The 11665-nt window shown below is 73.9% G+C and carries 10 protein-coding genes; 2 read left to right on the top strand and 8 right to left on the bottom strand.

The features are described 5' to 3' along the window. Positions 1-2: 2 nt before the first annotated feature. Positions 3-830: an enoyl-CoA hydratase family protein gene (locus AC07FV_RS09245; protein WP_479085851.1), complete on the bottom strand. Its 828-nt coding sequence runs from the start codon at positions 828-830 to the stop codon at positions 3-5. A 248-nt stretch (positions 831-1078) separates the two neighbouring features. Between AC07FV_RS09245 and AC07FV_RS09240 the strand changes: the two genes are divergently transcribed. After that, positions 1079-1561 carry an ATP-binding protein gene (locus AC07FV_RS09240; RefSeq protein ID WP_356612024.1) on the top strand — a complete coding sequence of 161 codons (483 nt, stop codon included), beginning with the start codon at positions 1079-1081 and terminating at the stop codon, positions 1559-1561. On the opposite strand, the gene AC07FV_RS09235 is transcribed toward AC07FV_RS09240, so the two are convergent. The 7 genes from AC07FV_RS09235 to AC07FV_RS09205 form a co-directional block, all read right to left on the bottom strand. Beyond that, positions 1518-2966 (bottom strand): amino acid permease, encoded by a 1449-nt coding sequence (locus tag AC07FV_RS09235; protein WP_479085849.1) that lies wholly within the window; start codon positions 2964-2966, stop codon positions 1518-1520. The two genes, AC07FV_RS09240 and AC07FV_RS09235, sit on opposite strands and share 44 nt — an antisense overlap. A gap of 181 nt (positions 2967-3147) precedes the next feature. After that, the gene (gene argF, locus AC07FV_RS09230; protein WP_479085848.1) at positions 3148-4155 is read right to left on the bottom strand and encodes an ornithine carbamoyltransferase; all 1008 of its coding nucleotides are present in this window, start codon (positions 4153-4155) and stop codon (positions 3148-3150) included. Positions 4156-4214: 59 nt separating this feature from the next. Then, positions 4215-5474 carry an arginine deiminase gene (locus AC07FV_RS09225; protein ID WP_479085846.1) on the bottom strand — a complete coding sequence of 420 codons (1260 nt, stop codon included), beginning with the start codon at positions 5472-5474 and terminating at the stop codon, positions 4215-4217. 64 nt (positions 5475-5538) lie between these two features. Beyond that, a complete protein-coding gene (locus tag AC07FV_RS09220; RefSeq protein ID WP_479085844.1) occupies positions 5539-7416 on the bottom strand; it encodes an HEXXH motif domain-containing protein in 1878 nt (625 codons plus the stop codon). Between the two features lie 90 nt (positions 7417-7506). Next, positions 7507-7725, bottom strand: a complete 219-nt coding sequence (locus AC07FV_RS09215; RefSeq protein ID WP_479085842.1) for a hypothetical protein — start codon at positions 7723-7725, stop codon at positions 7507-7509. A 130-nt stretch (positions 7726-7855) separates the two neighbouring features. Further along, on the bottom strand, positions 7856-8989 hold the full coding sequence (locus tag AC07FV_RS09210) for an effector-associated domain 2-containing protein (protein WP_479085840.1): 1134 nt from the start codon (positions 8987-8989) through the stop codon (positions 7856-7858). Then, on the bottom strand, positions 8986-10146 hold the full coding sequence (locus AC07FV_RS09205; RefSeq protein ID WP_479085839.1) for a hypothetical protein: 1161 nt from the start codon (positions 10144-10146) through the stop codon (positions 8986-8988). The genes AC07FV_RS09210 and AC07FV_RS09205 overlap by 4 nt, the downstream gene beginning before the upstream one ends. Positions 10147-10324: 178 nt before the next feature. Between AC07FV_RS09205 and AC07FV_RS09200 the strand changes: the two genes are divergently transcribed. Next, positions 10325-11656: a cation:proton antiporter gene (locus tag AC07FV_RS09200; RefSeq protein WP_479085837.1), complete on the top strand. Its 1332-nt coding sequence runs from the start codon at positions 10325-10327 to the stop codon at positions 11654-11656. Positions 11657-11665: the final 9 nt, after the last annotated feature.

Raw genomic sequence — 11665 nt, 5'->3', positions numbered from 1 at the left:
CCCTACCGTCCGTTCCACTTCGGAGGCCGCTTCTCCGTGAACGCCGCGTGGAACTCGGCGTAGTCCGCGCCGTTCATCAGCAGGGCCTGCGTCGAGGCGTCCAGCTCCACCGCCGCCGCCAGTGGCATGTCCAGCTCGGCGGTGAGGAGGGCCTTGGTCTGGGCGTACGCCAGGGCCGGGCCGTCGGCCAGGCGCCGGGCGAGGGCCCGGGCGGCCTCGTCGACGCGGCCCTCGTCGGTCAGCTCGCTGATCAGGCCGATCCGCTCGGCCTCGGGCGCCCGCACCGGTTCGCCGAGCATCAGCAGCCGGGTGGCGTGGCCCAGGCCCACCACGCGGGGCAGCAGGTAGGCGGCGCCCATGTCGCCGCCGGAGAGGCCGACCCGGGTGAAGAGGAAGGCGAAGCGGGCGGAGGGGTCGGCGACACGGAAGTCGGCGGCCAGGGCGAGGACCGCGCCCGCTCCGGCGGCGACCCCGTGGACCGCGGCGACCACCGGGAACGGGCACTCCCGTACGGCCCGCACCACCTGGCCGGTCATCCGGTTGAAGTCCAGCAGCTGGGCGGTGTCCATGGCCAGGGTCGCGCCGATGATCTCGTCGACGTCGCCGCCGGAGCAGAAGCCGCGGCCCTCGCCGGCCAGCACCAGGGCCCGCACGGACCGCTCCCGGGACAGCTCGGCGAGCAGGTCGCGCAGGTCGGCGTAGGCGCCGAAGGTGAGGGCGTTGAGCTTGTCGGGGCGGGTGAGGGTGACGGTGGCGACGCCGTCGGTCAGATCGACGCGCAGGTGCCGCCACTCGGGGGTGGGGGCGGTGGATCCGGTGAAGGGACTCATGACGGGCGGCCTCCTGGGGCGGGCGCGGCATCACCGAGCACTGCCTCTCGAAGTTATCACTCATCCGTGACTGTCGTCATGAGCACGCGATAGCCGATGTGTCACAGGCCGTCGATGAGGCGGTAACGGCGGGATCATCCGCGTGGAGGCCGGTGTTCGACGGGGTACGCCGCCCCTCGGCGGGGTCGAAGGTCCCGCACGGTGCCCGTCGAAGGGCTCTGCCGACCGGACCCGTACCATTCATAAAGTTGAAAGCAGGACAGGACCGCCTGCTCCAGAACGGACTCGCCGTGCACGATCGCATCCCAGCCCCCGCTTCCTGGCGCATCGCGCTGCCGCACTCCGCCGCGGCCGTGCCGGTCGCCCGCGCCCTGGTGCGGACGGCGCTGGCCGAGCTGGAGCACACGGCCGACGGCGACACCGCGGAGCTGCTCACGGCGGAACTGGTCGCGAACGCCGTGGAGCACACCGCCGGCGGGTCGCCGATAGAGCTGGTCGTGGAGCTGCTGCCGACCGGCTGCCAGGTGGAGGTGCACGACCCGGACCCGTCGCCGCCCGGCGACCTCACCCGCCCGGACAAGGAGCCGCCCGACCCGTGGCAGGAGCACGGGCGCGGACTGCTGCTGATCCGCGCCCTCAGCTCGTCCTGCGGTCACCGCCCCACCGGGTCCGGCAAGGCGGTCTGGTTCAGGCTTCCTGCCGTACCCGCTCCGCGTCGCTCCCCGGAGTGACCTGCGCGTCGCCCTCCGCGAGCCGGGAGTGCCGGCGCCCGTAGGCCGTGTACACCAGCAGGCCCACCGCGAGGAACACCGCGAACTGGAGCCAGGTCGCCCCGCCCGTCTCGTACATCAGGTACAGGCAGAAACCGACCCCGAGCAGCGGCGTCACCGGGTACAGCGGCACGCGGAAGGTACGGGCGAGGCCCGGCTCCCGGCGGCGCAGCGCGATCACCGCGACGTTGACGGCGGCCATGGTGGCCAGGGTGCCGATGGTGCACAGGTTGACCACCGCGTCCAGCGGGGCGAAGGCCGCCGGGAGGGCGAAGACCGCGCCGACGATCAGGGTGCCGGCGACGGGCGTCGCGGTGCGCGGGGAGACCTTCTGGAAGACGCGCGGGATCAGGCCGTCGCGGGACATGGACATCAGGATGCGGGTCTGGCCGTACATCACCGCCAGCACCACCGAGGCGATGGCGACCACCGCGCCGAAGGCGACGACCCCGCCGCCGATCGTGGAGCCGGTGACCTCGTTGACGACGTAGGACAGCGCGGCGGGCCGGTCACCGACCGTGTCGCCGCCGACGGCGCCGATCGCGGCCACGGCGACCGCGCAGTAGAGCACGGTGACCAGGCCGATGCAGACCAGGATCGCGACGGGGATGTCCCGGCGCGGGTTCTTGGCCTCCTCACCGGCGGTGGTGATCGCGTCGAAGCCGATGTACGAGAAGAAGGCGGCCGTGGTGCCGGCGCCGATACCGCCGAGACCGGCCGGTGAGAACGGGCTGAGGTTGCCGTCCTCGAAGGCGAGGAAGCCGATCGCGCAGAAGGCGAGGAGGACGGCCAGCTTGAGCACGGCCATCGCGGCCGTGGCCCGGGCGCTCTCACGCACCCCGCGGACCAGCAGGACGCAGGCCAGGGCGATGACGATCACCGCGGGGAGGTTGACCACGCCGCCGTCGCCGGGCCCCGCGGAGAGCGCCTCCGGCAGGCGCAGGCCGAGGACGCCGTCCAGCAGCTCGTTGACGTACTGGCTCCAGCCGACCGCGACCGCGGAGACGGACACGCCGTACTCCAGGAGCAGGCACCAGCCGACGAGGAAGGCGGTCCGCTCGCCGAGTCCGGCGTAGGCGAAGGAGTACGAGGAGCCGGAGACCGGGATCGCGCCGCCCAGCTCGGCGAAGGCGAACGCGGTGAACACGCACGTGATCGCGGCGAGCACGAAGGAGACGACGACGGCCGGTCCGGCCTCGGCCACCGAGTCGGAGAGGCCGACGAAGATGCCGGTGCCGACGATGGCGCCGACGCCGAAGCAGACGAGCTGGAAGAGTCCCATCGTGCGCTTCAGGCCGTGGCCTTCGCGGTCGGCGCCGGATTCGGCGACGAGCTGGTGGGGGGACTTGATACGGGAAGCGGGCATTGCGGGTGGTGCTCGTTTCTGGTGGTGCGGGGGCGCGACGGTGGTCGCGGCCGACGGCTCCGGAAGGGGTGGCTCCGGGCCGCCGGTCAATATAACGGTGCCGGTCGGCCGTACGACAGGGCCGACCGGCCGCCGGGTGGGGCCGGCGTGGGGATCGGGTCGGGCCGGCGTGGCGAGCCGGTCAGGCGAGCGTGGCGACCAGGACCGCCTTGATGGTGTGCAGCCGGTTCTCCGCCTCGTCGAAGACGACCGAGTGCGCGGACTCGAAGACCTCGTCCGTGACCTCCAGGGACTCCAGTCCGTGGGCCTCGAAGATGTCCTGGCCGACCTTGGTCCCCAGGTCGTGGAAGGCGGGGAGGCAGTGCAGGAACTTCACGTCCGGGTTCCCGGTGGCGCGCAGGACGTCCATGGTCACCGCGTACGGACCGAGGGCCTCGATGCGCTCGGCCCAGACCTCCTTGGGCTCGCCCATGGAGACCCAGACGTCGGTGACCACGAAGTCGGCGCCGCGCACGCCCTCCGCCACGTTCTCGGTGAGCGTGATCCGCGCCCCGCTCGACTCGGCGAGCTTCCTCGCCCGGTCGACGACCTCCTGGGCGGGCCAGTAGGACTCGGGGGCGACGATCCGCACGTCCATGCCGAGCAGGGCGCCGGTGACCAGGTAGCTGTTGCCCATGTTGAAGCGGGCGTCGCCGAGGTAGGCGAAGGAGATCCCGGTGAGGGGCCGGTCACTGTGCTCGGTCATGGTGAGCACGTCGGCGAGCATCTGGGTCGGGTGCCAGTCGTCGGTCAGGCCGTTGTAGACGGGCACCCCGGCGAAGGCCGCGAGCTCCTCGACCTTCTGCTGGCTGTCGCCCCGGTACTCGATCCCGTCGAACATGCGACCGAGCACACGCGCGGTGTCCTTCACGGACTCCTTGTGGCCGATCTGCGAGCCCGCCGGGTCGAGGTACGTCGTCGAGGCACCCTGGTCGGCGGCCGCGACCTCGAACGCGCAGCGCGTGCGCGTCGAGGTCTTCTCGAAGATCAGCGCGATGTTCTTCCCCCGCAGGTACGGCGTCTCGGCCCCGGCCTTCTTGGCGGCCTTCAGCTCCGCGGCCAGCTCCACCAGCGCGCGGAACTCGTCCGCGGTGAAGTCGAGCTCCTTGAGGAAGTGGCGGCCGGCGAGGGCGGTCGGGACTGTCGCCATGGGGGCGCTCCAGGGGTACGGGGACGTGACTCTGGAACAGTATACGAGTAATAGAATTCTTATACGGCCCCTTGTGCGGCCCCTTGTGCGACCTCTTGTACGGCCTGCCGTTCCACCGGGCAGCTCATGCAGCGCGGTCCGCCCCTGCCCCGGCCCAGCTCGCTGCCCGGGATCTCGATCACCTCGATGCCCTGTTTGCGCAGGTGGGTGTTGGTGGTGGCGTTCCGTTCGTAGGCGACGACGACGCCGGGCTCGACGGCCAGGACGTTGCAGCCGTCGTCCCACTGCTCGCGTTCGGCGGCGTGGACGTCCTGGGTGGCGGTGAGGACCCGGATCTCGTTCAGGCCGAGGGCGGCGGCGATCGCGCGGTGCATGTGCTCCGGCGGGTGGTCGGTGACCTTCAGCTCCTTGTCGCCCGCGCCCGGCTCGATGGTGTACGAGCGGAGCATGCCGAGCCCGGCGTACTGGGTGAAGGTGTCGCCGTCGACCATCGTCATCACGGTGTCGAGGTGCATGAAGGCCCGCCGCTTGGGCAGGTCCAGGGCCACGATGGTGCGGGCGGAGCCGGCGGCGAACAGCTTGTGGGCGAGCATCTCCACGGCCTGGGGCGTGGTCCGCTCGCTCATGCCGATGAGTACCGCGCCGTTGCCGATGACCAGGACGTCGCCGCCCTCGATGGTGGACGGGTAGTCGGCCTGGCCCTCCGACCACAGGCGGAAGTCCTCGTCGCGGAAGAGTGGATGGTGCCGGTAGATCGCCTCGAAGTGGACCGTCTCGCGCTGCCGGGCGGGCCAGCGCATGGCGTTGATGGACACGCCGTCGTAGATCCAGGCCGAGGTGTCCCGGGTGAAGAGGTGGTTCGGCAGCGGGCCGAGCAGGAAGTCGTCCAGCTCCATGGCGTGGAAGCGCACGGAGGTCGGTTCCGGGTGCGCCTGGAGGAACTCGCGCTTGGTCATGCCGCCGACCAGCGCCTCGGCCAGCTCGCCCGCGGGCAGGGTCTCGAAGGCGGCCCGGAGATGGTCCGTGGCCAGCACTCCGTACTCCTTCTCGTCGAAGACCCGGTCCAGGACCAGCCGTCGCGCGGCCGGCAGGTCCAGGGTCTCGGTGAGCAGGTCCCCGAAGAGGTGCACGGCGACCCCGCGGTCGCGGAGCACGTCGGCGAACCCGTCGTGCTCGGCGCGCGCCCGGCGCACCCAGAGCACGTCGTCGAAGAGGAGAGCGTCCTTGTTGCTGGGGGTGAGCCTTTTGAGCTCGAGATCCGGCCGGTGCAGGATGACGCGGGTGAGCCGCCCGGCTTCGGAGTCGACGTGGAATCCCATGCCTCCATCCTGACCATTCGGGCGCCTGTTCACCCCCGGCTCGGGCAGACCCGTGCCTCCCGGTTCAGCGACCGGGCTGCGGCTGGAGCAGTTCCGGGCGGGCGAGGGTGCGGCGGGTGGCCGGGCCCGGGTCCAGGACGGCGCGGGCGACGATCCAGCCGGACCGGGCGTGGACGTCGGCCGGGTCGCGGGCGAGGTCCTCGGTGTAGCCGTCCAGGGCGGCGGCCGCGTCACCGGCGGCGAGGTGCTCGTCGGGGGCGAGGGGGGCCGCCGGGCGGGTGGCGAAGGCGTGGGTGCGGGTGTCCGGCCAGAAGGCGCGGTCCGGGCGGAACCGGAGGGCGCCGTCCGGACCGTCCATCGCCGCGATGTTGCGCAGCCGCCACTGCGTGCGGTGCAGGGCCGCGGCCGTACGGGCCCGGGCGAGCGCGGCCGGGGCGACGGGTTCGCGCAGCCAGCCGTCCAGGGTCCGGGCGAGGCCGCCGACCAGCCGCCGGCCGGGAGCGGTGAGCCGGCCACTGGTCAGCAGCGTCCGCACCACCAGTCGGCTCTGCAGACGGCGCAGCGCGAAGTGGTAGGCGGCGGCCTCGGCGTGCTCCGGCTCGGCCAGCCGGTCCCGCCAGAACCCGGCCACGCCGGTGAAGGCGTACGCGCCGTGCAGCAGCCCGGTGAGGTGGCGCGGGTCGGCGCGCCAGGGGGCGTAGTAGCGCTCCTCGCGGTCGTCGTCGAGGAGGGGGAAGAGGTGGAGGAGCGCGGCGAGTTTGCTGTGCTGGAACTCGTGGACGAGCGTCTCGGCGAGGGCGAGCGCCGATCCGGGCCGGGAGATCAGCATGGCGCCGAAGGAGTCGCCGCTGGAGGCGGAGACGCGGACGGTCGGCGGGGCGGGCGGGCTGAGCGCGGTACGGCCGTACGGCACGACGGCGCGTATCAGGGCCGGGTCGAGCCGTCCCGGGCCGGGTGCGGTGCCGGTGGCGGCGAGCAGCGCGACGGCACCGTCGAAGATCCGCTGCCACTCGGCCGCCTCGTCGGCGTCGAGCCGGGCGGGCGGGACGGGGTCGTCGAGGTCGCGGTAGGGGTCGAGGTCGTCCAGCGGTATGGCGACCGGCCCCGCGGGGGTGGTGTGGGTGAGGGTGCGCAGGGGCAGCCAGGGGCCCGCGGTCACGGCGGCGGTCACCGGCGGGGCGGGGCGCCGCGAGAGCACGGCCGGCTCGGATGCGCGCCGCCCGCGCACGGGCTCCGGGTCGGGTGTACGCCACTGCGTCGAGGCGTCCGGCTCGGGCGGGTTCCGTCGGGGACCGCCCGGCCGGGGGCCTTCCGGCTCGGGTCCTTCCGCGCGGGGCCCGTCAGGGCGGAGGTACCGCGCCGGTGCCGTCGCCGGACGGCACGTCACCAGGGTCGGGGTCCCGTCGCGGTGCGGGGGGCCGGAGAAGGTGAGTTGGCCCGCCTTCGTCGCCGCACGGGCGACGGAGGGACCGGGCGACCGGCCCGGGACGCGGAGCGTGCCCAGGCCCGGCAGGTGCAGTCCGCCGTCGGTGACGGGAACCGTGAGGGTCCGCTCCGTACCGGCGTGCAGGGAGGCGGTGATCGCCAGGACGTTCAGCCGGCCGGCCTCCGCCCACAACGGCGGCCCGGTCGCGGTGCCGTGCACGCGGCGCAGCATGTGGGCGATCCAGCCGCCGGTCGTCGGCGCGAGCAGCAGCCGGTCGACCGCCTCGGGCGCCCGCTCGGCGGCCTCCTTGAACGTGGCCCAGGCCTGGGCCACCGGCGTCAGGGGCGTGGGCAGCTCCGCCAGCCGGTCCAGCAGGGTGCGCAGCAGGAGCAGCCGCCGTGCCCGCTCCCCGCGCTCCAGGAAGGCGACGGCCTCCGGGGAACCGCCCCCCGCGGCCAGTTGCGCGAAGAGCCGGTCCGGCATCCGGAACGGAGCGGGACGCGGGGCGCTGGTCATGAGCGGGGACCTCCGGTTACGGGTGCGGACACACGGACGGCCCGGCGGGCGCACGGCCGCGTCGGGCTCTGCCGCAGGGGCGGGTGTCGGCTATTCGGCTCGGGCACCACCGTTGCCACCGCCGCCGCCGCTGCCCTCGCCGCCGCCCCGGATGCTGCCGCGTGCGCGCAGGACCTCTTCGAGAAGGCGGACGGAGGGGCGGAGCGGTGTGAGACCGTCCACAGCGGACAAGGGCAGCGCCGCGACGTCCGCCAGGTCCGACTCCCAGACGGCGCGCGTACGAGCGGCCGGGTCCCGGGCGGCGGTCACGGCATGATGCAGAGCGGGCGGCTGGTCCAAGATGCTCCCCCTTCTCGCACGGTGGCACGCGATGACACCGTGTCTTACTCCATCATGGCCGTTCCTGCCCTTGCCGAAAACCGTACGATCACGCCACCGATCATCGGTGCGTCCGCCTCGACCGCGTCGAGGCCTCCAACTGCCGTAGCGCCCCCGCGAGTTCCGCGCTCAGTTCCGGGTCGTCGTCCACGGACAGCACCGCGTCGAACAGGTCCCACAGCGCCTGCGGCCGGTGCCGGGCGAGCCCGGCGAGAATTCCGGCCGCGTCCGTGCGGGCCTTGCTGTGACGGGGCAATGTGCCGGTGACGCCGGGGCCCAGCGCGGCGACCACCGTCTGCCGCTCCGCCGGGTCGCTCATCAGCGGGTAGGCGAGGAGGGCGTCCACGGCCCGCAGCAGCGGGGAGATCCGCCGCTCCCCGCCGTCGAGGTCCGCCGAGGTGAGGATCTCGGTGCGTTGGGGTCCCTGCAACCGGATCTCGGGATACTGCAGAGTTCGACCCGCGTCCCTGAGGGCGGCGATACGCGTTCGCACGGCCGGAAACAGTTCCTCCGCATCCGGCGGGGAGGGCAGTACGGCGGTCCGGTCGGCCAGCAGGGCGAGCAGGACGTCGGAGAACAGGCCCGTGGCCCGCGCGGGATCGTTGGCGGCGGTACGGCCCCGCCCGGCGGCCCGCAGCACGGTCTGCCGGTGCGCCGTGCTGCGCCGCCCGACCGGCAGTCCGTCGGGTGGCAGCGACTCCCGGAAGGCGAGCGCCTCCTCGAAGGTCTCGCACGCGTCCACGACCCACAGTTGGTCGGCGAGGCCGGGCACGGCGTCTCCGGCGTAGCGTTCGAGCGCGGAGTCCAGGTCGATGCCCAGCTTGTCGTCGGTGGTGGCGTCCGCGCAGAACAACCGCAGGTGTCCGGACCGGTCGAGGACCCCGTGCCCGCCCCACCAGACCCAGAGCACGTCGCCCCGCACCGCTGGCAGTTCACGGACCAGCACCCGGCGCAGCGTGGCGTGGTCGGCCGGCGCGTACGGCGTCTCGGGGACGTACGGCGGCAACGGCGCGAGGTGCAGCCGGAGGTTGGCCTCCGGTACGCCGGCGGCGCGCAGCAGGCGGTGGAAGCGGACCGCGTCCCGGGCGGGCCCGGGCAGGTCCCAGCCGCCACCCGCGTCGTACGCCTCGACGCCGACGACGAGGGCGTGCACGCGCGCCGGGTCCACCGCCCCGGCGGCGACCGGGCCGGTCACGGCAGCCGCTCCACCAGGTGCCGGTACACGTCCGGGTTGGTCCAGTAGGCGCTGTGCGCGGCCGGGAACGGCTGGCGGCTGTCGACGGCGATGTCGGTGACCCGGCCAGGGAAGAGGCCGGCGCCCAGGTAGGAGAGCAGGTCGCGGGGGTCGTACAGGTTCAGCCACTCGGGGACGTGGTCGGGCAGGGGCGCCGGGTGCTCCAGGGAGGGCAGCGACCCCGACTCGTACAGGAACGGCGCCTGGGAGCCGGCGGTGACCAGCAGCCGGACCTGCGGGAGCGGGGTCAGGACCAGGGTGTCCAGGGCGATGATGCCGCCGAGGCTGTGGGCGACGATCGCGACGGGCGGCTCCAGCCCGGCGAGCAGGTGGCGCAGTCCGGCGCGGACCGCCTCGCCGCGGCTGAGGTAGCGCAGGACGTCCCCGGCGGCCGGATGGGCGGCCTCGGTGAGGGCGCGGCGGCGGCGGACGACGGCCCGGGAGGCGGCCGAGCCCGCGACCCGCAGGGCCAGCGAGCGCACCCCGCGTTCCGTGCCGGGGGCCGGCGCGCCGAGGGTCAGGGCGAGCCGGCCGGCGACGGCGTCCCGGGTGGCGCCGACCGGCACGAGGGGCGCGTCGGCGTCGAGGGCGCCGGCGACGACCTGGGCGGTCAGGCAGCGGGCCGCCAGGTCGGGGAGGTCGTCCGGGGCGAGGGCCGCGGCGGCGGCGCCGAGCAGCGGGTGGGCGGCCAGGTCGGCGGCGGCGCGACCCAGGCCCGGGCCCAGCTCGGCCGCCGGCGCGTCGCCCTGGGCGGCGAGGGCGGCCAGCCGCTCCCGGACCGGCTGGTCCAGGGACAGCGAACCGGGCGGCAGTTCGGCCGCGGGCAGGGAACCGGCGGCCAGGGCCAGTTCGGCGTACGGGTCGGCGTAGAGGGCGGCCCAGGCGGCCGTGTCGTCCTCGGCCGCGTCCGGCGCGCCGGGGCCCCGGCCGGCGCCGGAGACCGGTGGCAGGCTCGCGCCGCCGGCGGCGAGGGTGGCCCCGTGCTCGCCGCCCCAGTAGTACGGCACCACGCGCAGCCCGCCGCGCAGTTCCGTCACTCCGGCGGAGAAGCGCCCCGCGAGCGCAGAGAAGCCCGGTTCGCGCACCCCTGTGCCGTGGATGAAGACAACCGCCGTCATGTGCCCCCCGTGACCCCGGTGAAAGTCCGTGTACGACTTCCGTTGCTTCGTCAATTGCGCCTTATTCTAGGAAAGTTGGGGCTCCGGCGCGGGGAAGGCTCCGAACACGGGATCGTCGCACGGGCGACCGTCGAACACGTCTGCAACCGGATGACCACCGGACCAACGGGGAGACCTCATGAGCCCTGACGCGTTGATCACGCATTTCGTGGGTGCCTCGGCTCTCGTCCTGGTAGCCGCCCACGCGGCCGGCTGGCTGGCCCGGCGGCTCAAGCAGCCCTACATCGTCGGCCAGCTGACGGCGGGCATCGCGCTCGGCCCGTCCCTGCTCGGCGCGGTGGCGCCGGACGCCCACGCCTCGCTCTTCCCGCCCGAGATCGGCCCGGCCCTGACCGGTTTCGCGCAGTTCGCCCTGGTGGTCTTCCTCTTCGCGGTGGGTTACGAGCTGGACCTGAAGATCCTCGGCGCCCGGGCCCGTACCTCGCTGATCGTGGCGCTGGCCTCGTTCGTGGTGCCGATGGTCGCCGGCTGCGGGGGCGCGCTGCTGTTCCGGGACCAGCTGCACGAGCTGGGCATGCCCCGTGACCCCTCCCCCGCCATGGTGGTCTTCGCCGGGGTGGCCCTGTCGATAACGGCGGTGCCCGTGCTGACGGCCATCGTGCGCGAGAACGGCCTCTCCCGTTCGGTGCCGGGTGTGGTGGCGGTCTCGGCGGCCGGCGTGCTGGACGCGGTCTGCTGGACCGTGCTGGCCGCGGCACTGATGGAGGGGGACGGCGGCGGAGCCGCGCTGGACTGGCCCTGGCGGGCGGCGCTCGCGGTCGGTTTCGTCACCGTGATGGCGCTCGCGGCCCGGCCGGTCCTGCGCCGGCTGCTGTGGGGCACCCGGATGGAGCCCTCGCTGCGGCTCGCGCTGCTCATCGGCTTCGCCCTCGGGTCGGCGTGGGTGACGCACTCCCTCGGGCTGCACGTGATCTTCGGCGCGCTGCTGGCCGGGGTGGTGGTCCCGCGCGAGGAGGACGGCACCCTCGATCCGGACCTGCTGCGACCGCTGCACGACGTCAGCTCGCTGCTGCTGCCGTTCTTCTTCGTGATCTCGGGGCAGTCGGTGGCGCTGAACACCATGGACGGCACGGGCTGGGCGGTCCTGCTGGTGGTGACCGTACTGGCGGTCGTGACGAAGATCGGCAGCGGCACGCTCGCGGCGCGGCTCGGCGGACTGGACCGGCACGACGCACGGACCATCGGCGTGCTGCTCAGCGCCCGGGGCCTCACCGAGCTGATCGCGCTCAACGCGGGTCTGCAAGCGGGACTGCTGAGTCCCCCGCTCTACACCGTGCTGGTCTTCATGGCCCTGGCCACGACCCTGTTCACCCAGCCGCTCCTGCTGCTGGTCCGCCGCCTGGCCGAACGGGACCGCCCCGCGCCGCCGGTCTTCGGCGCGGCCGCCCCGCCCGCCCCGCCCGCCCAGGACGGCGCGGCGGCGACGGCCCCGGCGGCGGACGTCGGCTGAGACGGCCCG

This window comes from Streptomyces sp. NPDC045956 (assembly GCF_056430705.1).
The sequence above is the reverse complement of the archived record's forward strand: the minus strand, read 5'-3'. Positions and strand labels throughout refer to the sequence as shown.